Origin of the sequence: Pseudonocardia ammonioxydans, assembly GCF_900115005.1 — a bacterium.
GTDB classification, from domain to species: Bacteria; Actinomycetota; Actinomycetes; order Mycobacteriales; family Pseudonocardiaceae; genus Pseudonocardia; species Pseudonocardia ammonioxydans.
In genome coordinates this window covers 83,059-107,134 of record NZ_FOUY01000012.1, presented here as the reverse complement: position 1 = coordinate 107,134, position 24,076 = coordinate 83,059, and the positions used below count along the sequence as shown (strand labels likewise).

At 74.1% G+C, this 24,076-nt stretch carries 18 protein-coding genes and 1 pseudogene; 8 read left to right on the top strand and 11 right to left on the bottom strand.

The window, feature by feature from the left end; genetic code table 11:
* Positions 1 to 143: 143 nt before the first annotated feature.
* From BM093_RS13865 to BM093_RS13845, 5 genes are all read left to right on the top strand, one after another.
* Complete coding sequence (locus BM093_RS13865) at positions 144 to 4,337, top strand: Pls/PosA family non-ribosomal peptide synthetase (RefSeq protein WP_143105375.1); 4,194 nt, start codon at positions 144 to 146, stop codon at positions 4,335 to 4,337.
* Entirely contained in the window at positions 4,334 to 5,347 is a 1,014-nt protein-coding gene (locus tag BM093_RS13860; RefSeq protein ID WP_093342609.1) for a TauD/TfdA family dioxygenase, read from the top strand. Before BM093_RS13865 ends, BM093_RS13860 begins: the two co-directional genes overlap by 4 nt.
* 173 nt (positions 5,348 to 5,520) lie before the next feature.
* On the top strand, positions 5,521 to 6,378 hold the full coding sequence (locus BM093_RS13855; protein WP_093342606.1) for a polyphosphate polymerase domain-containing protein: 858 nt from the start codon (positions 5,521 to 5,523) through the stop codon (positions 6,376 to 6,378).
* Positions 6,375 to 7,061, top strand: a complete 687-nt coding sequence (locus tag BM093_RS13850; protein WP_093342603.1) for a DUF4956 domain-containing protein — start codon at positions 6,375 to 6,377, stop codon at positions 7,059 to 7,061. The genes BM093_RS13855 and BM093_RS13850 overlap by 4 nt, the downstream gene beginning before the upstream one ends.
* Before the next feature lie 5 nt (positions 7,062 to 7,066).
* Positions 7,067 to 8,686: a CotH kinase family protein gene (locus BM093_RS13845; protein ID WP_093342771.1), complete on the top strand. Its 1,620-nt coding sequence runs from the start codon at positions 7,067 to 7,069 to the stop codon at positions 8,684 to 8,686.
* Positions 8,687 to 8,784: 98 nt separating this feature from the next.
* On the opposite strand, the gene BM093_RS13840 is transcribed toward BM093_RS13845, so the two are convergent.
* The 8 genes and pseudogenes from BM093_RS13840 to BM093_RS13810 all read right to left on the bottom strand — a co-directional run bounded on the left by BM093_RS13840 (position 8,785) and on the right by BM093_RS13810 (position 18,754).
* A complete protein-coding gene (locus BM093_RS13840; protein WP_093342600.1) occupies positions 8,785 to 10,314 on the bottom strand; it encodes a sensor histidine kinase in 1,530 nt (509 codons plus the stop codon).
* Between the two features lie 10 nt (positions 10,315 to 10,324).
* Positions 10,325 to 11,065, bottom strand: coding sequence for a response regulator transcription factor (locus BM093_RS13835; protein ID WP_093342597.1), 741 nt, complete (start codon positions 11,063 to 11,065; stop codon positions 10,325 to 10,327).
* Between the two features lie 86 nt (positions 11,066 to 11,151).
* Positions 11,152 to 12,978, bottom strand: coding sequence for an ABC transporter permease subunit (locus tag BM093_RS13830; protein WP_245773507.1), 1,827 nt, complete (start codon positions 12,976 to 12,978; stop codon positions 11,152 to 11,154).
* Complete coding sequence (locus tag BM093_RS13825) at positions 12,975 to 14,450, bottom strand: ABC transporter substrate-binding protein (protein WP_245773506.1); 1,476 nt, start codon at positions 14,448 to 14,450, stop codon at positions 12,975 to 12,977. The genes BM093_RS13830 and BM093_RS13825 overlap by 4 nt, the downstream gene beginning before the upstream one ends.
* A 225-nt stretch (positions 14,451 to 14,675) precedes the next feature.
* Entirely contained in the window at positions 14,676 to 16,301 is a 1,626-nt protein-coding gene (locus tag BM093_RS13820) for an ABC transporter ATP-binding protein (RefSeq protein WP_177238465.1), read from the bottom strand.
* Between the two features lie 283 nt (positions 16,302 to 16,584).
* A pseudogene (locus tag BM093_RS36615) lies at positions 16,585 to 16,851 on the bottom strand (aldehyde dehydrogenase family protein); the annotation flags it as partial.
* A gap of 173 nt (positions 16,852 to 17,024) precedes the next feature.
* On the bottom strand, positions 17,025 to 17,522 hold the full coding sequence (locus BM093_RS13815; RefSeq protein WP_093342587.1) for a TetR/AcrR family transcriptional regulator: 498 nt from the start codon (positions 17,520 to 17,522) through the stop codon (positions 17,025 to 17,027).
* A gap of 29 nt (positions 17,523 to 17,551) precedes the next feature.
* Entirely contained in the window at positions 17,552 to 18,754 is a 1,203-nt protein-coding gene (locus BM093_RS13810) for an MFS transporter (protein WP_093342584.1), read from the bottom strand.
* A gap of 106 nt (positions 18,755 to 18,860) precedes the next feature.
* Here BM093_RS13810 and BM093_RS13805 point away from each other — a divergent pair, with 106 nt between their 5' ends.
* The 3 genes from BM093_RS13805 (at position 18,861) to BM093_RS13795 (ending at position 21,064) form a co-directional block, all read left to right on the top strand.
* Positions 18,861 to 19,550 carry a FadR/GntR family transcriptional regulator gene (locus tag BM093_RS13805; RefSeq protein WP_093342581.1) on the top strand — a complete coding sequence of 230 codons (690 nt, stop codon included), beginning with the start codon at positions 18,861 to 18,863 and terminating at the stop codon, positions 19,548 to 19,550.
* Between the two features lie 333 nt (positions 19,551 to 19,883).
* A complete protein-coding gene (locus tag BM093_RS13800) occupies positions 19,884 to 20,420 on the top strand; it encodes a PadR family transcriptional regulator (protein ID WP_093342578.1) in 537 nt (178 codons plus the stop codon).
* On the top strand, positions 20,417 to 21,064 hold the full coding sequence (locus BM093_RS13795) for a GyrI-like domain-containing protein (protein WP_342743001.1): 648 nt from the start codon (positions 20,417 to 20,419) through the stop codon (positions 21,062 to 21,064). Before BM093_RS13800 ends, BM093_RS13795 begins: the two co-directional genes overlap by 4 nt.
* Here BM093_RS13795 and hutH read toward each other — a convergent pair.
* The 3 genes from hutH to BM093_RS37245 form a co-directional block, all read right to left on the bottom strand.
* Complete coding sequence (hutH, locus tag BM093_RS35925) at positions 21,061 to 22,614, bottom strand: histidine ammonia-lyase (protein ID WP_245773505.1); 1,554 nt, start codon at positions 22,612 to 22,614, stop codon at positions 21,061 to 21,063. The genes BM093_RS13795 and hutH overlap by 4 nt on opposite strands.
* A 68-nt stretch (positions 22,615 to 22,682) precedes the next feature.
* A complete protein-coding gene (locus BM093_RS37250; protein WP_093342576.1) occupies positions 22,683 to 23,282 on the bottom strand; it encodes a hypothetical protein in 600 nt (199 codons plus the stop codon).
* Positions 23,283 to 23,317: 35 nt separating this feature from the next.
* The gene (locus BM093_RS37245; protein ID WP_245773504.1) at positions 23,318 to 23,977 is read right to left on the bottom strand and encodes a TetR/AcrR family transcriptional regulator; all 660 of its coding nucleotides are present in this window, start codon (positions 23,975 to 23,977) and stop codon (positions 23,318 to 23,320) included.
* Positions 23,978 to 24,076 lie beyond the last annotated feature (99 nt).

Genomic DNA, 24,076 nt, shown 5'->3' with positions numbered 1-24,076 from the left:
CGCGGCGGTCCGGTGAGCCCGCGCCGGCTGCGCCCGCCCGGACCCCTCGAATGCGTTAGTCCCTGTTCTTTACGTTGCTCTTGCCTTTCTCCAGATCGTTTTACCGACGCCTTGCCCGAAACCGGCTACACACAGGCGAGTGCGTGAGGGGGATCGCGGTGATCGACTGGGGGCTGTTGGTCCGGACGCCGGACGACGATGTTCGAACGGGCCGACGAGGCGACGAGGCCGACGCCGTCGACCGCGACCTGCCCGGTGTCCCGCCGGGACAGGTCCTGGTCGATCCTCGTGAGCCGCAGGGCCGACGCGCGCGCCCGACGGACCGGCTCGAGCACCTGTTCGAGGCGCAGTGCGAGTGGCTGGTCCGGTTCGGCTGTGCCGATCGTCCGGCCGTGGACACCGTCGGTGGGGTCCTGACGTACGTGGAGCTCGACGGCGAGTCGAACCGCCTGGCCCGCTATCTGCGTCTGCACCACATCGGCCGGGGCGACCGGGTCGTGATCCTCCTCGGGGCACCGGACCTGTGTGTCGCGATGCTCGCCGTGGTCAAGGCCGGTGCGGCCTACGTCCCACTGGACGTGGATCTCGGTGCGGAGCACGTGGAGTCGATCGTCGTCGACTCGGGTGCACGCCTGGTGCTGACGACCTCGATGATCGCGGCCGGTATGCCCCGGCTCGATGCGCACACGGTGGCCGCCGTCGTCGCAATCGACTCCGCCGGCCCCGTCATCGCCGATCAGAGTTCCCGGCAGCTGAGTGTGCTCGAGCGCGGTGTGCCGGGCGGACCGGTCGCCTACATCGTCTACAGCGTCGACCCCGACGGGCGTCCCCGCGGCATCGCGTTCGATCACAGCAGCGTGTGCAACGTCGTCCGGGTGGCGGCCGAGGTGTACGGCATCGGCTCCGGGGACCGGATCTACCAGGGGCAGCCGGCCGGGTCGGACCTGCTGGTGGAGGAAACCTGGCTGCCCTGGGTCTGCGGGGCCACCGTGGTGACACCGCCGCCCGGACCACCGCTGCAGAGTGACACCCTGTGGCGCTTCCTCGGCCAGCGGTGCGTGACCGTGATGCGGGCCGACGCGGCGACACTGGACGCCCTCGACGAGCGGTTGCTCGCTCTCCGGCTGGTGCTGTCGAGCACGCCCTGCCCACCGGATGTGATCAGGCGATGGCGCCGTCCCGGACGCCGGCTGATCGGCACCTACGGTCCGCCCGAGGCGACCGTCGCCGCCACCTGGACCGAGCTGGATCCGGACCGGGCGAGCTGTCTCGGGGTCCCGCTACCGACCTACAGCGTGGTCGTGCTGGACGAGGAGGACGTCCGCACGACGCCGGCACACGGTGCCGTCGGCGAGATCGGGATCGCCGGGATCGGGCTGGCACGCGGCTACGTCGACCGTGACGAGCTGGCCCGGGAGGCCTTCGTCGTCGACGGGCCGGACGTGCCCGGCACCCCGTCGCCACGGATCTTCCGCACCGGGGATCTGGGCCGGGTCGATGCAGCGGGACGTGTCGAGTACTGCGGCCGCGTCGAGGCCGGCGCGCCGGCACGTGACCGCTGTCCGGAGCCGTCGGATCCCGCCGTCCCGGAACAGGCACGGCTCGAGCCTGCGGACGAGACGGACACGGCCGTCACGGGATCGGAGGCCGTCCTGGCCGAACTGCTCGGCGGGGTACTGGGCCGGGAACGGGTCTCGATCGATGCGGACTTCTTCGACGATCTGGGCGCCGACTCGTTGCTGATGGCGAAGTTCTGCGCGCGGACCCGCTCCCACCCGGCCCTGCCCTCGGTGTCCATCCAGCACGTCTACCAGCACCCGACGCTACGGCGCCTCGCCACTGCGCTCGCCCTTCCCTCCGATGCTCCGGCGCCGCCCTCGCCGTCGCTGATGCAGGAGCGCTTCGCGGAGATCCTGGCAGCGATACTCGGCCGTGGGGACATCCCCCCGGACGCGAACTTCTTCGAGCTCGGCGCGGACTCGTTGACCATGGCCAAGTTCTGTGCGCGCGTGCGCAAGGAGCCCGGGTTGCCGGCGCTGTCGATGGAGGCCGTCTACGCCGCCCCGACACTCGTCGGTCTGGCCCACTCGCTCGCACCGGCCGGTAACGGCGAGCTTTCCCCGGCACCCCCCGACGAGCCCGCGGTGGACCTCGAGCGGCCCGGCGGGGTTCGCCGCGTCGGCACCCGGGGATACGTCCTCTGTGGTTCGCTCCAGGTGGCGTGCGTCGTGGGCTGGTCCTATCTCATGGCGCTGGTGTTGTTCTGGGGATACGAGTGGTTCGTCGTGTCACCGACCCTGCTCGACCTCTACGTGCGGGCCGTCGTCGTGGGCGGGGCCGGCTTCGGCTTCCTGTGCCTGTTCCCCATCGGGGTCAAATGGCTGTTGATCGGTCGCTGGAGACCCCGCTCGATCCGGGTCTGGAGCCTGGACTACGTCCGGTTCTGGATCGTCAGGACGCTGGTGCGGAGGAACCCGCTGGTCCTGTTCCGCGGCTCACCGCTCTATGCGCTCTACCTGCGTTCGCTCGGCGCCCGGGTCGGTCGCGACGTGGCCCTGTTCGCCGGATCGATGCCGGTGTGCACCGACCTGCTCTCGATCGGTGACCGGTCGGTGATCCGCAAGGATGCGTTGTTCTCCGGCTATCGGGCCCGCGACGGTGTCATCGAGATCGGGTCGGTCACCGTGGGCGCGGATGCGTTCGTCGGTGAAGCCACGGTTCTCGAGCTCGGCACACGCATCGACGACGGCGGTCAGCTCGGCCACACCTCGGCGCTGCTGAGCGGGCAGGTCGTGCCTGCCGGCGAACGCTGGCACGGTTCCCCGGCCCGCCCCGCGGGCGTGAACTACTGCACCGTCCCGCCTCTCGGGTGCGGACCGACTCGGAAGGTCCTCTACTCGCTCGTGCAGGTGGGGCTCGTGCTGGGCGTCGGGCTGCCACTGTCGCTGGGCGGCATCGCGCTGCTGTTGCGGGAGGTCCCACAGTTGACGGCGCTGCTGTTCCCCGGCCCGGAGGCGTTCGTCCACTGGTACTTCTACGCCGAGATCCTCGCGCTGAGCTTCGTGCTGTTCTTCGGCGTCCTGCTGGTGGCGTTCCTGGTGATGGTCACCGCTCCGCGCCTGCTGGCGTGCGCCGTCCGGCCGGACCGGGTCTACCCGCTCTACGGGGTTCACTACTTCCTGCACCAGACCGTCGCCCTGCTGACCAACAGCGTGACGTTCACGATGCTGCTCGGCGACAGCTCCGCCATCCCGCACTACCTCCGCGTGGTCGGTTACGACCTGCTGCCCCTGGTGCAGACGGGAAACAACTTCGGGATGCTGATCAAGCACGAGTCGCCCTACCTCACCACGATCGGCACCGGAACGGTCGTCGCCGACGACCTCTCGATCGTGAACGCGGAGTACTCGAACACCTCGTTCCGGCTGACCCGGACCACGATCGGCACGAACAGCTTCTTCGGGAACCGGATCGCCTACCCGTCCCGGGCGCGGGTCGGGAACAACTGCCTGCTCGGTACCAAGGTCATGGTCCCGGTCGACGGACCGGTCCGGGAGAACGTCGGCCTGCTCGGCTCCCCGAGCTTCGAGATCCCGCGCACGGTGGCCCGCGACGCCCGCCTCGAGCTCGGGGAGCAGGGTCTGCGGCGAGCGCTGCGGGGCAAGAACCGGGACAACGCCGTCACCATCGCGCTCCATCTGACCGTCCGCTGGCTCTACTTCTTCGCGATCGCGCTGCTGGTGCCCGCGATCGCCATCTGGGAGGTCACCCTCGGCGCGGCCGAGATCCTCGTCGCGCAGGTACTGATCATCGTTCTCACCGTCGGATGGTTCACCGCGGTCGACCGGTCGGTTCACCGGCTGATCCTGCGGGCGCCGCACGGATGCTCGATCTACGAGCCGGTCTTCTGGGGCCACGAACGGTTCTGGAAGGTGCCCGCCCCGAGTTATCTGATGCTGTTCAACGGCACCCCGTTCAAGGGCCTGCTGTTGCGCATGCTCGGCGTGCGGGTCGGCGCACGGCTGTTCGACGACGGCGCCTCGCTGGTGGAACGACCCTTCATCACCTTCGGTGACGACTGCACGCTCAACGAGCGCAGCATCGTGCAGAACCACTCCCAGGAGGACGGCGCGTTCAAGTCCGACCACACGGTCATCGGGTCGAGGGTCACGCTCGGGGTCGGCGCCTTCGTGCACTACGGGATCACCATCGGCGACGACGTCGTCATCGAGGCCGACTCGTTCCTCATGAAGGGCGAGGAGGTCCCGGCCGGCGAGACGTGGGGCGGCAACCCGGCCCGTGCGCTCCCCACCAGGTCCCTCCCGGTGCCGGTATGAACGCCGATCGCCCGGCGCGGGGAGCCGACACGTCCTTCCCGGCCCGGGCCGTCCGAACGTCCGCGGAGCCGTTCTGCGTCGAGCGCCGTCCCGGCGCGCCCGTGCTCCTCCGGGCCGAGCCGGACGATCCCGTGCGGTGGGCGTTCGAGTCCCGGCGAGCGCTGCGTGCAGCCGTGGTGGACCACGGCGCGGTGCTGGCCCGCGGTCTGGGCCTGTACGACCCGATCCTGGCCGGCGACGTGGTCCGGATGCTGGCCGACGGCCTGATGAACGAGCGGGAGGCGTTCTCGCCCCGCACGTCCTACACCGACCGCGTCTACTCCTCGACACGGTGGCCGCGCGGGATCCCGATGTGCCCGCACCACGAGCTGTCCTACTGCGACCGGTTCCCGGCGGTGATGATGTTCGTCTGTCTGTCCCCGGCCGTCCTCGGCGGAGCCACGGTGCTGGTCGACTCCGCGGCGGTGCTCGACGCGCTACCGGCGAGCCTGGTCAGGCGCTGCGAGCGCGACGGCTGGACCCTGGTGCGGACCTACAACGGTGACGTCGGCCCGTCCTGGGCGGAGGCCTTCGGCATCGGTGATCGACACGGGGTCGAGGACTACTGCCGGGCGAGCGCCATCGAGGTCGAGTGGGGCCCGGGCGGGCAGCTGCGTACCCGGCAGCGCCGCCCGGCCGTCGTCCGGCACCCGATCACCGGTGTGCGGTGCTGGTTCAACGAGATCGCGCATTTCAGCGAGTGGGTTTTCGGGCCCGGTGCACGTGACGAGCTGTGCGACGTGCTCGGCCCGGACGGGCTACCCGCCACCACCTGCTTCGGCGACGGCACTCCGATCGGCTGGGACCTCGTGGACCAGATCCAGCAGGCCTACGCCGCCAACGCCGTACGCGAGCCGTGGCGGAGCGGGGACCTGTTGATCGTCGACAACATCCGCACCGCTCATGGCCGGGACCCCTACGAGGGCCCGCGCGAGCTGCTCGTCGCCCTGGCCGACCCGACGCGGATCTGAGGCCTGCCCGAGCCGGGGTGCGCGAACCTGTGCGTCCGTTATGAAGATCGTCGTGTGCGTTGACCGGTGTGGATCCGGCCGACGAGATTGGCAGATGTTCGCCTGCTGTTCCGCTGCGCGCCTCCCGCCCGACCCGCGGAGGTCGCCGTGATCCTCCGGAGTCCGCCCCCGCGATGTTCTTCCCACGCCGACGTCGACCCGCGGCCGCAACCGGGTCCGAGCCGCCCGGTGGGCCGGCCCCGGCCGCCGGTGCCGCGGCGCTGCGTGCGCCGAGCCCGCTGCACGCGTTCAACCGCTACGAGCTCAAGTACCTGGTCCCCGAGGCCCGGGTCCCCGAGGTCCGCGAGCTGCTCACGTCCCGGATGGACGGTGACGCGAACGCGCAGCACGGCGGCTACGAGGTCCTGAGCCTCTACTACGACTCGGAGCGGTTGCGGTTCTACTGGGAGAAGATCGAGGGGGAGCGCTTCCGTCGCAAGCTGCGCCTGCGCGTGTACGGCGACCGGTCCGCGGTCACCGACGACACCCCGGTGTTCCTGGAGATCAAGCAGCGGGTCAACCGGGTCACCCAGAAGCGCCGGGTCCGCATCCCCTACGGCGCGGCCCGCCGGCTGTGCGACGAACGGGAGATGATCCCGCACGAGCCGGGGCAGACCGCGTTCCTGGAAGAGGTACTGGCGCTGGTCGTGGAGAACGACCTGCGCCCGATCGTGACGACCTCCTACCGGCGCGAGCCCTTCGTCGGCCGGGACGTCGACCCGGGGCTGCGGGTCACCCTCGACCACCGGATCCGCGGGCGCGACCGCGACTTCCACCTGGGTGCCGACTCCCAGAACCGCTTCACCGTCTCCCCGCACCTGGCCGTGATGGAGATCAAGGTCAACGAGCGTGCCCCGTACTGGATCACCGACATGGCCGCGGCCCTCGAGTTGTCCGTGGTCCGGGTGTCCAAGTACTGCCAGAGCGTCGAGGTCTTCGGCAGGGCCCCGCGATCGGTCTTCCACATTCCCGAGGAGCTTCCCGCCCGATGACCCCGTTCCAGATCGACTTCCAAGACCTGTCCGGCACGTTCAGTGCCTTCGACGTGGCGGCGTCGCTGGGCCTGTCACTGCTGTTGAGCCTGATGGTCGCCACCGTCTACCGGGCCACGCACCGCAACATCTCCTACAGCCAGTCCTACGTGCAGACCCTCGTCATCCTGGGCATGCTGATCGCGCTGATCATGCTGGTGGTCGGCTCGAACATCGCCCGGGCGTTCGCCCTGGTCGGAGCGCTGTCGGTGGTGCGGTTCCGCAACGCCGTCAAGGAGACCCGCGACGTGGGGTTCATCTTCCTGGTGATGGGCGTCGGCATGGCCTGCGGCACCCGCTTCTACCTGCTCGCCGTCGCCGCCACGGTCGCGATCTGCCTGGTCGTGGTGATCATGCACCGGTTCAACTTCTTCGCCCTGAACGTCCAGCGCCAGGTGGTCAAGGTGCAGGTGCCCGGCGACGACGACTACAGCCAGGTCATCGCCGACACCCTGATCCGCCACACCACCGAGTTCGAGCTCGTCAGCACCGAGTCGATCCGTGGGGGCGGGTTGACGGAGCTGTTCTACACGGTCCGTCTCAAGAAGGGCGTCGGTCCGGCCGAGTTGATCGCGGCACTGCGCGAACGCAACGCCGGGCAGCGGGTGTCGGTACTGACCGGGTACGACCAGACCGACCTGTGACCGGGATGCAGGCTGACCGGAAGCACGCCGCCGGCCCGCGGCGCCGGTGGTGGCACCGGATCCCGGTCCGTGCCCGCCACCACTGGCGTCCGGTCGCGCTGTTCGCCGCCTTTCTCGCCCTGACCCTGGGGGTGTTCGGTTCGAGCAGGGTCGTGCCCTACGTCACCGGCGACGACCGGTACGAGGCCCCGGCGGTGACCGAGGACATCGCCGGCAACGCCGACCTGTTCGACACCTCGGTCGCCCACAGCGTGCAGCTCACCTTCCGCGAGGACGACTACCGGCGGATCCTCACCGCCTGGTACGACGAGGGCGAGAAGGAGCACCTCCAGGCCGACGTCGTCATCGACGGTGCCCGGATCGACGACGTCGGGGTGCGGCTCAAGGGCAACTCGACGCTGATGTCACTGCAGGACCCGGACGCCGACCCCGGCGAACGGCGCCGCGGCCCGGGCGGAATGCGACCTCTGGAAGGAAGGGAACTGCCGGAGGGTGTCCCGCCGCCCGGGCAGGGCGGCGGCGACGGTCCGGCGGGCCCGCCCGGCGGGGGGATCGGCAGCGTGACGCTGTCGGCGGACGAGCCGGAGAACCTGCCCTACCTGATCAGCTTCGACGAGTTCGCCGAGGGCCGGCTGTTCCAGGGCCGCAGCGAGATCGCGGTCCGCCCGTCGAGCGGCAGCTCCACCGTCGCGCTCAACGAGTCGGTGGCGCTGGCGATGGTGGACCGGACCGGGCAGACCGGGCAGGCCCACACCTACGCCGCCCTCACCGTGAACGACCGGCCCGCCACCGCCCGCCTGATCGTCGAGCACCCCGACGAGTCCTACGCCGAGGCGCGGTTCGCCGGGGACGGAGTGCTCTACAAGTCCCGGGCGAGCAGCTCGTTCACCGACCAGGGCGACGACCCGACCGCCTACGAGGACGACGTCGAGCAGATCAACCGGATCGGCAGCCAGGACCTGCAGCCGGTCATCGACCTGATCCAGTGGGTCCAGCGGGCCACCGACGAGGAGTTCGCCGCCGAGCTCGGCGACCACCTCGACGTCGGGTCCTTCGCCCGCTACCTCGCCACGCAGAACCTGCTGCTGAACGTCGACGACATGGCCGGGCCGGGGAAGAACTACTACCTCCGGTACGACCTGGGGACCGAGCGGTTCGAGGTGATCGCCTGGGACCTCAACCTGGCCGCGAGCGGGGACCCCACCACCGGCCCGCACGACGAGGTGAGCATGGCGGCCCTGTTCGGCGGCCGCGGCCCCGGCGGTGGGGCACCCCCGGAGGGCGCCGCCGTGCCCGAGGACGGGGCCGCCGCCGCTCCGCCCGGCGGTGGGCCCGGTCCGGGTGGTCCGGGCGGGATGCTGCAGGGCCACCTGCTCAAGGACCGCTTCCTGGCGACGCCGGCGTTCACGGCCGCCTACGACGAGGCCTACCGGGAGCTCCACCAGCAGATCTACGGCAGCGGGGCCGCCGTCGCGGCCCTGGACCGGGCCGTCGCCGCGGCGACCGGTGCCGCCGCCGAGGAGGATCGCGCGACCATCCTCCGGGAGGCCGACGACCTGCGGGCCCTGCTGGACCGGCGTGCGGAGGCGGTGGCCGCCGACCCGCTCCTGCACCCGGCGTCGTAGGCGCCGGGCAGCGTCGTAGGTGCCGGGCAGCGACGACACGTTCGCCACCCGGGCGGTGTCCTGCAACGGCCCCCGACCGGGCGTCGGCCGAGCCGTGGTCAGGACACCGGCAGCTCGACGGTGAACGTCGTCCGCCCCGGCACGCTCTGCACCCCCACGCTGCCCCGGTGGGCCGACACCACGGCCGCGACGATCGCCAGGCCCAGCCCGGTGCTCGGGGTGTCGGCACCGGCGCGGCTGCGGCCCTCCGCGCCGCGGGCGAACCGCTCGAACACCCGGGGCAGCACGTCCGCGGGGATGCCCGGCCCGTCGTCGGTGACCTGCAGCCGGACCCGGCCCGGGGACGGGCGGTCCAGCTCGACCGTCACCGACGTCCCCGGCGGGGTGTGGGTGCGCGCGTTCGCCAGCAGGTTCGTGACGACCTGGGTGAGCCGGTGCGCGTCGCCGGTGACGGTGATCGGCTCGTCGGGCAGCCGGGGCAGCCAGCGGTGCCCCGGTCCGGCGGCGTGGGCGTCGCCGACGCCGTCGAGCACCAGCCGGGTCAGGTCCACCTCGGCGCGCTCCAGCGGGCGCCCGGCGTCCAGGCGCGCCAGCAGCAGCAGGTCCTCGACCAGGGTGCTCATCCGCTCGGCCTGCGAGGTGATCCGCACCAGCGCGTGCGCGGTGCCCGGTGGCACCGGCTCGGGTTCGCGCTGCGACAGCTCGGCGTAGCCGCGGATCGCGGCCAGCGGGGTGCGCAGCTCGTGCCCGGCGTCGGCGACGAAGCGGCGCAGCCGGGTCTCCGACTCCTGGCGGGCGGCCAGGGCGCCCTCGACGTTGTCGAGCATGTGGTTCAGCGCGGTGCCGACCTGCCCGACCTCGGTCCGCGGGTCCGGGTCGGCGACCCGGGCTGCCAGCTGCACCTCGCCGCGGTCCAGCGGTAGCGCCCCCACCCGGGCCGCCACACCCGCGACCTGTTCCAGGGGCCGCAGCTCGCGGCGCACCAGGACCGCGGCCGCGAGCCCGGCCAGCGCCACCGCGCCGCCGAGCACCACGGTCTCGATCAGCACCAGCCGGTCGACCGTCTCGCCGGCGCCGTCCGGCTGGGCCACCACGTAGGTCACCGCCCCGGCGGCGTGCGCGGCCGCCCGGTAGGTGCCGAGCGACAGCGCGACGTCACGCGGCGCGCCGTCGGCCGGGACGGCCTGCAGCACGCGCACGTCGGCGTCGGCCACCGTCGAGCTGCCGCCGCCCGGTTCGGCGCGCTCGGCGTGCACCACCCCGTCCCCGGCGGCGACCACCGCGACCGAGCCGGGACCCTGCCCGGGGCCCAGCAACGAGCCGTCACGGCCCGGCCACGCGGTGCCCGGTCCCGGCCGTCCCGCGTCCGGGGGCAGGGCCACCGGGCCCGGGGCACCGTTGCCGGGCCGCTCCAGGGTCGACCCGGGCGGCTGCCCGGTCCGGCGGGTCACGAGCTCGTCGACGGCGAACGCCAGCTCCCGGTCCTGCCGGGCCGACAGGTAGCGGTCGAGCGAGAGGGTCGTCGCCACCCCGATGGCCACACAGGACACCACGAACACCAGCACGACCGTGATCACCAGCCGGGCACGGAGCGAGCGCGCCCGCCCGGAGACCTGCGAGACGACCACCGGCGGCGTCCTACTCCGCGACCGGGCGCAGCACGTACCCCGACCCGCGCACCGTGTGGATCATCGACGGGCCCCCCGCATCGATCTTCTTGCGCAGGTAGGACACGTACAGCTCGACCACATTGGACTGACCGCCGAAGTCGTAGTTCCACACCCGGTCGAGGATCTGGGCCTTCGACAGCACCCGCCGCGGGTTGCGCATCAGGTAGCGCAGCAGCTCGAACTCGGTCGCGGTCAGCTCGATCGGCCGGTCCCCACGGCGCACCTCGTGCGCATCCTCGTCGAGCACCAGGTCCCCGACCACGAGCTCCGAGGAGCGTTGCGCCGCAGCCATCCCGGCCCGGCGCAGCAGCCCCCGCAACCGCGCGACCAGCTCCTCCAGCGAGAACGGCTTGGTCACGTAGTCGTCCCCACCGGCGGTGAGCCCGGCGACCCGGTCCTCCACGGCGTCCCGCGCGGTCAGGAACAGCACCGGGACCTCCGGGGTCCGGGCGCGGACCCGGCGCAGCACCTCGACGCCGTCGATGTCGGGGAGCATGACGTCGAGGACGATCGCGTCCGGCCGGAACTCCCACGCCTGCCGCACGGCGTTCGCGCCGTCGCCCGCGGTGCGCACCTCCCAGTCCTCGTAGCGCAGCGCCATCGCCAGCAGCTCGGACAGGGTGGACTCGTCGTCCACCACGAGCACCCGGACCGCGCTGCCGTCGGTGCGGCACATCCGGCCGGCGCCGCGGTCGATCGCCTCGGTCATGGCGCCAGTACACACCCGCAACCTGTGCGGCAGCTGTGCACGTCCGGCCGGGCCGGCGAGTCCCACCGGGCGGTGGACGCGGCCGGTCACTCCCCGGGGCGGCCCCGGCGCGTCGTCGTCCTCCCGGCCGAGGCCAGCGACACGGCGAGCACGGCCACGAGGACCAGCATCCCGGCCGGGGCCGCCACCACCCAGGGAGCGCGTTCGACGTAGGGCATGCCGTCGGCGAGCAGGCGGCCCCACTCGGGGCTCGGGGGCTGCGGGCCGAGCCCCAGGAACCCGAGCGAGGCCAGGGCGAGCGCGGTGCCGGGCAGCCGCAGCATCGCGTGCCGGACCAGCGGCCCGGCCGCGGCGGGCAGCACGTGCACGGCGGTGGCCCGGGCCGGGCCGACGCCCAGCACCGGCAGGATCCGCACGTGCGGCTGCGCCCGGATCTCCGACACCAGCGCCGCGGTGTGCGCGGCCAGCGGCGCCCAGCCGACCAGCGCGACGCCGATCGCGGCGCCGGCGGCCGAGGGGCCCAGCACGGCGGCGACGACCAGGCCGGCCAGCACCGGCGGGGCCGCGTTCGCGATCTCCGCCGGCCCGGTGGACAGCCGCGGCGCCAGCCCGATCAGCACGCCCAGCAGCAGCGAGAGCGCGACGACCGCCAGCGCGGTACCGGCGGTGAGCAGCGCGCCGTGCCCGGCCCGGGCCAGCAGGTCCCGGCCGGCGGCGTCCGAGCCCATCGGCAGTGCGAGTGACGGAGCGGCCAGCCGCGGGTGGGCCGACGTGTACGGATCGCGCAGCAGCCCGGCCGCCACGACCACCAGCAGCAGCCCACCGGCGACACCGGGCAGCACCCAGCGGCGCCGGCGCACCGTCGTGACCACGGACGCCACCGGGACGTCACCGGTGCGGGCCGCCCGCCCCAGGATCAGCCGCCGGGCGAGCTGGGCCAGTGCCCCGGCGACCACGGCGACGAGCAGCAGTGCCAGCACCCCGCCCTGCAGCAGCGGCAGGTCCAGGGACTCGGCCGCCCCCAGCGTCGTGCGGCCCGTCCCGGGGATCGCGAAGACCTCCTCGACCGCGACGGCGCCGCCGGTCGTGCCGACGACCACGAGCCCGATCTGCGGCAGCACCGAGGGCAGGGCGCGCCGGACGACCGCGCCGGCCACCCGCCGACGGGACAGGCCGGCCGTCTGCCACGTGCCCACCCACGGTTCGGCGAACGCCGAGGCGACGGCCTCGGCCAGGAGCCGCCCGACCAGGCCGCCCGCCGGCAGGCCCAGCGCCAGCGCGGGCAGGACCGCGTACTGCGGCCCGGCCCAGCCGTAGGGCGGGAGCCAGCCGAGGCCGACCGCCACGGTGACCAGCAGGACCGCCGCGAGCAGGAACTCGGGGAGCGCGGTCAGGGCGGCCGCGAGTCCGCCTCCGTTCCCCACGGTGCCCGCGCCGGCCCCGGTCAGGCCCCGGCGCAGGACCGGGGCGAGCAGCGCCGCCGTGACGAGTGCCGCCACCACCAGGGCGAACCCCATGAGGGTCAGCGAGACGCCGAGCCCGCCCAGTACCGCAGGCAGGACCGGTTGCCCGGAGACCCAGGACGTGCCGAGGTCGCCGGTCAGCGCGCCGCCCAGCCAGTTCCCGAACACGCCCCACGGCCCGGCGTCCAGCCCGAGTTCGGCCCGGATGGACGCGAGCGCCTCGGGGGTCGCCTCCTGCTCGGCCGAACGGGCGCGCAGCACCGCCAGCTCCGGCGAGCGCTGCGACAGCCACGGCAGGCTCCCGATCAGGAACACCACGCCCGCAGCGGCGACCACCCGGGACAGGGCGACGGGCCGTGCGGCCCGTCGCCACGAGGTGCGGGGCAGCGCGGTCCCGGCGGGGCGCGGTGCGGGACCGTCCCGCACCGCCGCCGGACGGCCGGAGGTCACGGCGTGGCCCCCACCGTGGTGCCCGTCGTGATCAGGTCCCGCTCCCGCGGGTCGCGCGCGACCCCGTCGACCCGGGCCGACTCACCCTGGATGACCCGCTCGTGCAGCAGCGGGATCACCGCGTCGGTGGCGAGCACCGTCGCCTCGGCCTGCATCGTCGCGGCCCGCCGCTCGGGTCCGGTGTCGGTCGCCGCGGCCCGCTCGAGGGCCTGCTCGATCTGCGGCGTGCAGACCTGGGAGATGTTGAACCCGCCCGCGCAGCCGAAGTCGCTGGCCATGTAGGCGACCGGATCGCCGGAGTCGAGCACGGTGGCGCGGGAGAGGATGAAGGCGTCGAAGGCGCCGTCGAGGGCGTCGGCCTCGATGAACGCGTACTCGCGCACGTCCTGGGTGACGACGAACCCCGCAGCCTCCAGCTGCTGCTCCAGCAGGACCGCGACCTCGGGCAGCTCGGCGCGGTCGGTGAAGGTGCCCAACGTGATCGGGACCCCGTCGACCCGCCCCGGGGCGGGCCGGTCGGCGAGCGCGCGGGTGTAGTCGGGGGCGCCGCGCAGCTCGGCGGCCCACGGCAGTGCCGGGCCCAGCAGCCCGGCCGCGCTGTCGGCGCGTCCCTCGTAGGCGCCGGCGATGAGCGCCGCGCGGTCGACGGCCTCGCGCGCGGCCGCCCGGACCGCCGGGTCGGCGAAGGGGCCGCGCGCGGTGTTCAGGTACAGCGTGTTCGTCCGCGGCATCGGGACCTCGTGCACCAGCTCCGGGTCCAGCAGCGGGACCTGGCCCGGTGGGATCGCCTCCACGACGTCGGCGGTGCCGGTCCGCAGCGCGGCGGAGCGGGCGGTGCCGTCCGGGACGAAGCTCACGTCGATGCCGGCGGCCCGGGCCGGCTCGCCCCAGTAGTCGTCGTTGCGGTCGAGTGTCGCGCCGGACGTACCCGCGACGGCGGTCAGCCGGAACGGGCCGGTGCCGTGACCGGCCGGGTCCACCTGCCCGTCCGGCCGGTACGCGCCCGGCGCCAGGATCGACAGCTGCGGGCTGGACAGCCGTTGCGGGACCAGCGGGTCCGCCACCGCGGTGGACACCAGCACGGCGTCGTCCCCGTCGGCCCGGGCGGTCAGGTCGACGCCGTCGAGGATGCGCGGGGCCGGGGACGCGGCCACGGCCCGCCCGAGGGCGTCCGCGACGTGCGCGGCGGTCAGCTCGGTGCCGTCGTGGAACCGCACCCCGTCGCGGACGGTGAACCGCCAGGTCAAGGGGTCCACCCGGGACCATTCGGTGGCGAGCATCGGCTGGGCGTCGCCGGCCTCGTCGAGCTGGACCAGGGTCTCGGCGGTGCGCCAGCGCGAGAGCTTGAACGCGTCGTCGCTGAACGGGCTCAGCCCGGAACGCGGTGGCAACAGCATCGCCACGCTCACCCGCTCGGAGCTGCCGTCAGGGCCGTTCGGCGGGGCGGCGAAGCACCCGGCCTGCAGCAGCACGGCTGCCCCCAGCGTCAGGGCCGCCAAGGATCGGTGGAGTCGGGACGCAGGCACGGGTCTCCCTCGTTCGGTGTGTCGAGCCGGGTGGGTTCGGGCGGACCGATCAGCACGGCGTGGGTTCGGGCGGGCCGGCCGGCACGGCGTGGATTCGGGCGGGCCGGTCAGCCGGGCGCGGGTCCGGGCGGGCCGGTCGGTTCGAGCAGGTGGCGTATCCGGCCGGGACCGTCACGGAGCGGTGACGGGAACGGGCGGGCCGAGGCCGGACGCCTCGACGAGCTCGGCGGTGACCGGGTGGCCGGGGCGGGCCGTCACGTCGGCGGTGGGGCCGTCCTCGACGACACGACCGGCGTGCAGGACGACCAGGCGCGAGCAGAGCGCGCCGAGGACGTCGAGGTCGTGGGCGATCAGCAACAGCCCGGCGCCGCTGCGCTCGCACGTCGTGTCCAGCAGGTCGACGACGTGGTCGCGCAGGACCGGGTCGAGGCCGCCGACGGGTTCGTCGGCGAGCAGCAGGCGCGGTCGGACGACCAGTGCGCGGGCGAGCGCGGCCCGCTGCGCCTGGCCGCCGGACAGCTCACCGGGGCGGCGGCCCGCCAGCCCGGCCGCGAGCCCGACCCGGTCGAGCGCGGCCCGGACCGCCGCGGCGGGATCGCCCGGCACGTCGAGCCGGTGCAGTGGTTCGGCCACGAGGTCGTGCACCGTCATCCGGGGGTTCAGCGAGGTCGCCGGGTCCTGCGGCACGTACTGCACGGTGCGGCGGAACCAGCGCTGCGCCCGGACGGGTCCGGCACCGATCGGCCGGCCCGCGACGGTGACGGCGCCCCGGTCCGGCCGGTCGAGTCCGAGCAGGATCCGCAGCAGGCTGGACTTGCCGGCCCCCGACGGGCCGGCGAGACCGACCCGTTCGCCGGCTCCCAGCGCGAGGTCGACGCCGTCGAGTGCCCGGACCGGTGCGCAGTGCCGGCGCCACGGCCGCCACGGCCGGGGGTCCGGGTGGAACCGGTGCAGGTCGTGCGCCTGTAGCAGCGGATCCTCCGGGACGCCCGGTCCGCGGCGTGCGGCGGGGGAGTGGGACCCGATGACGTGGCACGTCCGGCGGCCGGCGCCGACAGCCGTGGCACCGGAGGTTGCGGGATCGGCCGCCGGGGGATCGACCGGCGTCCCCCCGGCGAGGTGCACCGCCCGCGAGCACACCTCCCGGGCGGCGTCGAGATCGTGGCTGATGAACAGCAGGGCCGTCGCCGAACCGGTGAGTCGCTCGGTCAGGACGTCCAGCACACGGCGCCGGTTGACCGGATCGAGGGCGGTGGTCGGTTCGTCGGCGACCAGGAGATCGGGCCGGCCCGCCAGCGCCATCGCCAGCTGGACCCGTTGCCGCTGTCCCCCCGACAGCTCACCGGGCAGACCGGCCAGCACCCGTTCGGGTTCGTCCAACCCGGTCGCCGCCAGCTCGCGGGCGAGGTCGGCGGGGGAGAGGTCGGCACCGCAGGCGCGCACGGCGGCCCGCATCTGGGAACCGACCGGCACCAGCGGGTTCAGGGCCACCCGGGAGTCCTGACCGACGGCCGTGACCCGCACCCGTCGCGACCGGCGGGCAGCCGGGACGGACAGCACCTGCTCGCCCGCCAGCTCCACGCTGCCGCGCCCCGTCGCGACGGCGGGGAGGCGCCCCAGCACGGCGGCGGCGGTCAACGACTTCCCCGACCCGGACGGGCCGACCAACGCCACCCGCTCGCCGTACTGCAGCTCGAGGCCGACCCCGCGGAGCACGGCACGGCTCCCGATCGTGACCTCGAGCTCGCGGACCGTGAGCAGTACTCGGGCCGGTGTACTCGTTCCGCTGACGGACATCGGAGAAACGATAATGGATGCAGTTGTCACTTGAGTCGGCATTGTGACCCAGTGCGCACGGCGGGCGCCCCGCGGCGGGGAGCCCGGCCGTTCGGAACAGCCGGCGGGTGATCGGGACGGCCCGCCGGGTGCAGGGCGGGTAGACGATCCGCGGGTCCGGCCGGAACGTCGTGACCAGCACCGACTTGCGGTGACCGAACTCGTCGAAGCCGGCCTTGCCGTGATGCTCCCCGGCGCGGAACTCGGCCAGGCAGCGCCCGATCCGCTCGACGAGCTCGTCGCGCACCGCGGCCTCGGCGAGCACGTGGTCGGGCGCGATGCAGGTCTGCCCCGAGTTCAGCAGCTCCACCCAGGCCAGGCGCCGCGCCGCGACGTCGAACTCGGCGGTGCGGTCGACGACGGCCGGGCTCCTGCCCCCGCGCGCCCCACGCCCTCGCGCCGCACACGTTCCGGGTCCGCCGCACAAGCCCGGCCCTGTGCGGCGCCCACGCAACCTGTGCGGCGCCTGCCGGCGTCGCTCCTGACGCGCGCCCTGTCCCTCGAGTCGCACACGTTCGCGCCCCGTCGCACGGGTCCGGTCCTGTGCGGTGCGCGGACGACCTGTGCGGCGCGGCGGGCCGGAACAGCCTGCTGCGCGAAGCGGTGAGCGTCGGCGGCAAGGGGCGGCCCCTCAGCGGTCGCGGACCTGCTCGATGTGTTCGAGCAGCCGGTCCAGGGCCCACGTCATGTGCCCGGTGTCGTGCGGATGGCGCTCGAACTGCTCGGGGCCGACCAGGATGCAGAGGCGGTGCGGGCCCACCGCCCGGCCGTGGTGGGGAAGGTGAACATCGCGGCCATGGCACGTTCCACGGTCGCGAGCCGCTCCTGGCCGACCAGTGCCTGGATCTCGGCGACGGCGGGGTCGGTGAGGCTCCACGCGCGGATGGCCGCCTCGGCCCGGTAGGGTAGCTCGCAGGCCATGTCCCGCAGCAGGACCAGCGCCTCGATCGGGCCCGTGCTCGCGTCCGCCGCGGCGGCGATCTGGAGCGTGCGCTCCTCCCGCCAGCGGTGGAGCAGCTCCCGGGTGAACACCTGCCAGTTGCCGAAGTGGCTGTAGAACGACCCCGTGGTCACGGCGAGTCGTTTGCAGACGGTGGCCTGCTTCAGCGCCGGGAACCCCTCGGTGGCGAGCAGGTTCATGGCCTCCTCGAAGTAGTCGTCCCTGGACACCTGGCGGGCCATGCCTGCTCCTCTCGCGACGTGCCGGCGGATCACCCGGAGCCGCTGTGCTCCCGGGGCCGCCGGTGCTCCCGCCGCTCGCGGGCGAGCAGGAGCGTGCCGATGCTCGCAGCCAGCGTCGCGGCGGCGACGATCAGGACCGCCGCGGGGAAGGCGCCCGTCCCGCTCGCCGCGAGCGCGGCGCCGAAGCCGACCGGGGCGAGGGCGCTGCCGACCATCGAGGCGGCGATGACGTAGGCGAACCGGGACCCGTTCGCGTGGCCCGTCGTCGCCAGCCAGGTCAGGCCGTTGGGGAAGATGGGTCCGATGAACAGGCCTGCCAGCAGGAGCGCGCCGACCGCCGCGGGCGGGTGGAACGTCAGGGCCGTGGCCGCGACGAGACCGGCGCAGCTGCCCACGACGAGCAGGCTCGGCCGCACGACCCGGACCAGCATCGCCGCCACGAACCGGCCGAGGACCATGGCGAGCCAGAAGCCCGACGTCGCCAGCGCGGCGACCGAGGCCGGGTGGCCGAGGTCGAGCAGGAAGGTCGGCTCCCAGCTGCCGATCCCCGACTGCACCCCGAAGTGCATCAGGTAGAGGGCGACGAAGCTGCCCAGCACCGCCAGTGCGGGCCCTACGGTGGGGGCGGCGCCGGTCCCGCCACCGCCGGTGGACATGTCCACCTCGGCCGGTGTCGGTCGCGGCACGAGCCCGCCGACCATCGCGAGACCCGCGAACGCCAGCACGGCGATCCCCAGGAACACGAACCCGTACCCGGCGGGACCCGTCCCGGCGGCGCTCAGCGGGGCCGCCACCGTGCCCAGCCCGAAGCAGGCGTGCGCGATGTTCACCATCGTCGGGCCGCGGCTGCCGTGCCCCACGATGAACAGCTGGGTGATCAGTGAGTCGCACCCGCCGAGGCCCAGCCCGGCGACCACGGCGCCGAGCAGCAGCAGCGGCCAGGTCGGTGCTGCGGCGACGGCCAGGGCGCCGACCCCCATCAGCGCCATCGACACGCCGACGGTGAACCGGTTGCCGCGCAGGCGCAGCACGGTCTGCGCGAGCAGGACGCCGGCGACCGCGCCCACCGACTGGACGCCGAGGCCCGCGCCGGCCGCGGCCTCGGCGAGGTCGAAGTGCTCCTGGAAGGCGGGGATGGCCGGCCCGTAGGCCGACAGCAGGGCGCCGGCCGCGACCATCGCCGTGCAGCATCCGATCGAGCCCGCGCGCGTGATCAAGCTCCGCTCCGGCACGGGTCCTCCTCGGGTGCGGCGGAAAAGGGCTGCTCTTTCGGTACGCTAGCGTAAAGGGCAGCTCTTTGATGGTCGGACCGGAGGCGCGGAGCGGGGAGGGGCGGCGATGTCGGACTCGGGCGCCCCGCGCCGGTCGGCGCTGGTCGGCCGGTTGATCACGTTGCTCCAGGAGCGGATCCGGTCGGGCGCGTGGCCGGTCGGCTCACGACTGCCGGTCGAGACCGAGCTCGTCGAGGAGTTCGACGTCAGCCGGGCGACGCTGCGTCAGGCGGTCCAGGCGCTCGTGCACGTCGGTCTGCTGGAGACGATCCAGGGCAACGGGACGTTCGTCCGCGCGACCACCGAGCTGGACGCCGTGCTCGCCCGCTTCGTCGGCGGCGAGGACATGCTGACGGTGCTGGAGGCCCGCCGGGCGGTCGAGAGCGAGGCCGCCGGGCTCGCGGCCCGTCGTGCCGACGACGCCGACCACGCCCGGCTGGCGGCGCTGGCCGCCGAGGGCCGTACCGCGCTCGACGCGGGAGACCACGAGCTGCTCAACCGTGTCGCCACGCACTTCCACCGCGCCGTCGTCCACGCCGCCCGGAACACGCTGCTCAGCCACTTCTACGACGCGTTCGAGGCCGGCGCCACCCGGTCGATCATGCAGGGTCCGGCGCCGCAGACGGCACGGGCGCTGGTCGAGGAGCACGAGGGCATCTGCGCGGCGATCCGCTCCGGCGACGCCGAGCGGGCCCACCGCCTCGCCCGCGCACACGTCACCCCCGCCGTCGAGGCCTGCTGCTCACACACCCGCTGACGCGCTCACACACCCGCTGCGGCGGGTGTGCGGGCGGGCGAACGGGTGTGGCGTGCCGGCCGACCTGCACGCTCGCGCCCTCGACGGGGCGGATGCGTGCACCTCACGCGTGTTCCGGAAGTCGATCTGCACGGTCCTGTCCGCGCCGGGGCGACAGCGTGCGTCTCGGCGGCTGGTCGGCCTCGACCTGCGCGGTAGCGCCCTCCCACGCGCGGCGAGCGACCGCTCGGACGGCGGGCTGGGCGTCGATCAGCGCGTTGGCGCCCTCGGCGGATGGCGAAGCGTCGCGCGCGGGTCTGTCGCAGACCCGTATTCCAGTACTAGGATAGTGTCGTGCCGCAGCAACCGACCGATGCCGACCTCGTGGTGCTGGGCCTGCTGGCCGAGCGGCCCCGGCACGCGTACGACCTCGAGGCCGTGATCGACGAGCGCGGGGTCCGCCGGTGGACCTCGCTCGCCTTCTCCTCGCTGTACTACGTGCTGAACCGGCTCGAGCAGCGCGGTCTCGTCAGCAGCGAGCGGGCGCCGGGCGGGGCGAAGGCGCGCCGGGTCTACCGCCTCACCGACGCCGGCCACGCGGCGTGTGCCGAGGGGACGCGGCAGCGGATCGCCGAGGTGCCGCCCCGGCACGCGCCGGTGCTCGTCGGCATGGCGAACAGTCCGCTCCTGCCGCCCGGCGAGCTGGCGCGGGCACTGGCGGAGCGGAGGTCCGCCGTCGAGCAGGAGCTCGCCGAGCTCCGGCGTGTGCGGGCCCGGCAGGAACCGCTGCCGCGCGCCGCACGCGCGATCTTCGACCACAGCGAGGCGCAGCTCGGCGCCGAGCTGCGCTGGACCGAACAGGTCCTCACCGACACCCCGGAGGAGTCATGACCGCGATGGCGGACGACACGGCGAATTACGACGTCAAGAAGGCGTTCCCGCAGCTCTACGCGCCTCGGGTAGGGCGGTTCGCGACCGTCGAGGTGCCGCCGTTCCACTACTTCCGCATCGACGGTCACGGGGACCCGAACGTCTCCGCCGCCTACGGCGAGGCCGTCACGACGCTGTTCACCGCCTCCTACGCGGCCCGCGCGATCGCGAAGGCGGAGCTGGGCCGGGTGCACACGGTCGGCCCGCTCGAGGGGCTGTGGAGCGCCGACGACCCGACGGCGTTCGTCACCCGGGACAAGGACGCCTGGGACTGGACGATGATGATCAACCAGCCGGAGTGGGTGTCGGCGGAGATCGCGGCCGCGGCGACCGAGGCGGCCCGGCGCAAGGGCGCGCCGGCCGTGGACCTGCTGCGCTTCGAGGAGCTGCGCGAGGGCCTCAGCGTGCAGGTCCTGCACATCGGGTCCTACGACGACGAGGGCCCGGTACTGGCCCGGCTGCACGACGAGTACATGCCCGGGCAGGGGTTCACGTGGAACGGGCGCCACCACGAGATCTACCTGTCCGACCCGCGCCGGACGGCGCCGGAGAAGCTGCGGACCGTCCTGCGCCAGCCCGTCGCACCGGTGGGAGCCGGAGCCTAGGCGGGCGGCAGGTCCGCCGCCGCGGTCACCGCCCCGGAGCGGACGAGCTCGAGCACCGCCTCGATCTCCGGCGCCAGGTGCCGGTCGGGCCCCGGGCCGGGCACGTGGTCGCGGACGAGGTCGCGCACCGCCCCGGTGCGGGGGGCGGGGGACAGCGGCGCGCGCAGGTCCAGCGCCCGGGCCGCGGTGACCAGCTCGACCGCCAGCACCCGGGCGAGACCGTCGAGTGCCCGGCGCAGCTTGCGCCCGGCCGACCAGCCCATCGAGACGTGGTCCTCCTGCATCGCGCTGGAGGGGATCGAGTCCACCGAGGCGGGCACGGCGAGCCGCTTGAGCTCGGCGACGATCCCGGCCTGGGTGTACTGGGCGATCATGTGCCCGGAGTCGACACCGGGGTCGTCGGCCAGGAACGGCGGGAGCCCGGCGCTGCGGGCGGCGTCGAGCATCCGGTCCGTGCGCCGCTCCGACATCGACGCCACGTCGGCGACCGGGACCGCCAGGAAGTCCAGCGCGTACCCGACGGGTGCACCGTGGAAGTTGCCGTTGGACGCGACCCGCCCGTCCGGGGCGACGACCGGGTTGTCGATCGCCGCGGCGAGCTCGCGGCCGGCCACGAGCGCGGTGTGGTCGAGGGTGTCCCGCGCGGCCCCGTGGACCTGGGGTGCGCAGCGCAGCGAGTACGCGTCCTGCACCCGGGTGCAGTCCGGTCCACGGTGGCTGGCGACGATCTCCGAGCCGTCGAGCAGCGCCCGCAGGGCGGCCGCCGAGCGGGTCTGGCCGGGGTGCGGGCGCATCGCCGCCAGGTCCTCGGCGAAGACCCGGTCGGTGCCGAGCAGGGCCTCCAGGCTCATGGCCGCGGCGACGTCGGCGACCTGCAGCAGCCCGTCGAGATCGTGCCCGGCGAGGACGAGCATGCCCAGCATCCCGTCCGTGCCGTTGATGAGCGCGAGCCCCTCCTTCTCGGCGAGCGTCACCGGCGCCAGCCCGGCCTCGGCGAGCGCCGACGCCGTGTCCCGGAGCCGCCCGGCCGCGTCGCGCACCCGCCCCTCGCCGATCAGCGCCAGCGCGCAGTGCGCCAGCGGGGCGAGGTCACCGGAGCACCCGAGGCTGCCGAACTCGTGCACGACCGGGGTGATCCCGTGGTTGAGCAGCGCGGCGTAGGCCTGCGCCGTCCCCGGACGGACGCCGGTGTGGCCGGTGGCCAGTGTCGACAGGCGCAGCAGCATCAGCGCCCGGACGACCTCCCGTTCCACCTCGGCACCGGACCCGGCGGCGTGGCTGCGGACCAGGCCGAGCTGCAGCGCGGTGCGCCGGTCGGCCGGGATGTGCCGGGTGGCCAGCGCGCCGAAGCCGGTGGAGACGCCGTAGTAGGGGTCGTCGGCGACCGCGAGCCGGTCGACGACCGCGCGGCCCCGGGCGATCGCGGCCAGGGCGTCGTCGCCGAGCCGGACCGCGGCACCGCCGCGGGCGACCGCCACCACCTCCTGCGGGGTGACGGGGCCGGTCCCGATCCCGACGGTGCCGGTGTCCAGATCGCAGCCGGCCGTCACGGAGTCGTTCCACCAGTCATGCCCGCCATCCCATCGCGCCCGCGGGGAGGCGTCCACCGGTCGCCCGATCAGCTCCGTCTCGGATCCGAGAGCACCCGCCGGAGGGTCCGCTCCCGCCGGCACTGCAGCACCAGCGAGCCCACCGTCACGACGGCCACGAGGACCGCCGCGGCCAGGACGAACCGGACGGGGCCCGGCCCGGCCTCCGAGCCGGCGACCGACACCACCTGGCTCCACACGAGCGCCGACACGGGGCCGAGCGTCAGGAGCGCGCGGCGCTGCCGGGCGACCCGGGCGACGGCATAGTCCCGGTGCTGCGGGGCGATGCCGGTGCCCCGCAGCAGCGCACGGCCGATCCGGTACCGCTCTCGGCGCCCGAGGGGCTGCCGGAGCGCGGCCCACACCTGCCCGTCCGGGGACGGCGCCGCGGCGAGCCACCAGGCGAGTGCCCCGGCGCCGAGCGCGTAGAGCAGGAGCACCAGGGCCAGGGTGTCGTACGGCGGGGCGAGGGTCCCGCTGCGGAGGTTCAGCACCGTGGTGGCCACCACGATCCCGAGCACGACCACGACCCACACCCGCCACAGCCAGACCGTCACCGGCTCCGGTTCCGGGGAGGGCGGGGGCGTGGTGCCGGTGGCTGCGGGGTCGTCGGGGCTGGCAGGGTTCATGGGCTCCTTCCGGCTCGTGGGCGCCGGGTGGAGTCTCACCCGCGCGCACCGCCGGAGTCACGGGGACGAGCCGGCCCGGCCCGTTCGTGTGCCCGCGCCACGGCGGCACGGGCCGCGTCGATCCCGACCCCGAGCGTGAGCAGGTGCCCGAGTGCCACATCGGACTCGTCGCCGGACCACCGCCCGCCCGCCGCGGCCCGCAGGTAGGTCGTCGACCCCGCCTCCAGCACCTCCGCCAGCACCCGCGCGTCGACGTGCCCGGCGAACACCCCGCACCGGCGGCCGTGCTCGATCAGGTCGCTCATCAGACCGGCGAACGGTGCCATCGCGGCCCGCACCTCGTCGTCCATCGTGCGCCGGGCCAGCGTGATCAGCGGCGCGTTGCGCCGCGCCGTGCTCCAGGTCCGCAGGATGGCGCTCGCGAGCTCCGCGGCGGGGTCCGGCGCGGCCGGGTCGATCTGCCCGACCTCGGCGACGAAGTCCGCCGCGGCCGAGTGGACGAGCGCGACGAGCAACGCCTGCCGGTTGGCGAAGTGGCCGTACACGGTCCGGCGGACGACACCCGCGCGGGCGGCGACGTCGTCGAGGGTCGCCTCCGGATCCCGGCGCAACACCTCGCTCGCCGCGCCCAGGATGGAGCGCCGGTTGCGCTCGCGCGCCGACGGGCGGCGGGCCGGCTCCGTCGTCCGTTTCATCACGAGTGCAGTTTTGCACATCCTGTGCAACCCTGGCAGTGCGGTCACGCAGCGACGCAGCGAGGCCGGGAAGCAGCGAGGCCGGAGGAGACGGAGCGG

Bases quoted from the DNA above. Each gene is read 5' to 3' on its own strand.
- BM093_RS13860 (WP_093342609.1), top strand. From the start codon at position 4,334: ATGAACGCCGATCGCCCGGCGCGGGGAGCCGACACGTCCTTCCCGGCC.
- BM093_RS13855 (WP_093342606.1), top strand. From the start codon at position 5,521: ATGTTCTTCCCACGCCGACGTCGACCCGCGGCCGCAACCGGGTCCGAG.
- BM093_RS13850 (WP_093342603.1), top strand. From the start codon at position 6,375: ATGACCCCGTTCCAGATCGACTTCCAAGACCTGTCCGGCACGTTCAGT.
- BM093_RS13845 (WP_093342771.1), top strand. From the start codon at position 7,067: ATGCAGGCTGACCGGAAGCACGCCGCCGGCCCGCGGCGCCGGTGGTGG.
- BM093_RS13835 (WP_093342597.1), bottom strand. From the start codon at position 11,065: ATGACCGAGGCGATCGACCGCGGCGCCGGCCGGATGTGCCGCACCGAC.
- BM093_RS13820 (WP_177238465.1), bottom strand. From the start codon at position 16,301: ATGTCCGTCAGCGGAACGAGTACACCGGCCCGAGTACTGCTCACGGTC.
- BM093_RS13815 (WP_093342587.1), bottom strand. From the start codon at position 17,522: ATGGCCCGCCAGGTGTCCAGGGACGACTACTTCGAGGAGGCCATGAAC.
- BM093_RS13805 (WP_093342581.1), top strand. From the start codon at position 18,861: ATGTCGGACTCGGGCGCCCCGCGCCGGTCGGCGCTGGTCGGCCGGTTG.
- BM093_RS13795 (WP_342743001.1), top strand. From the start codon at position 20,417: ATGACCGCGATGGCGGACGACACGGCGAATTACGACGTCAAGAAGGCG.
- BM093_RS37250 (WP_093342576.1), bottom strand. From the start codon at position 23,282: ATGAACCCTGCCAGCCCCGACGACCCCGCAGCCACCGGCACCACGCCC.
- BM093_RS37245 (WP_245773504.1), bottom strand. From the start codon at position 23,977: ATGAAACGGACGACGGAGCCGGCCCGCCGCCCGTCGGCGCGCGAGCGC.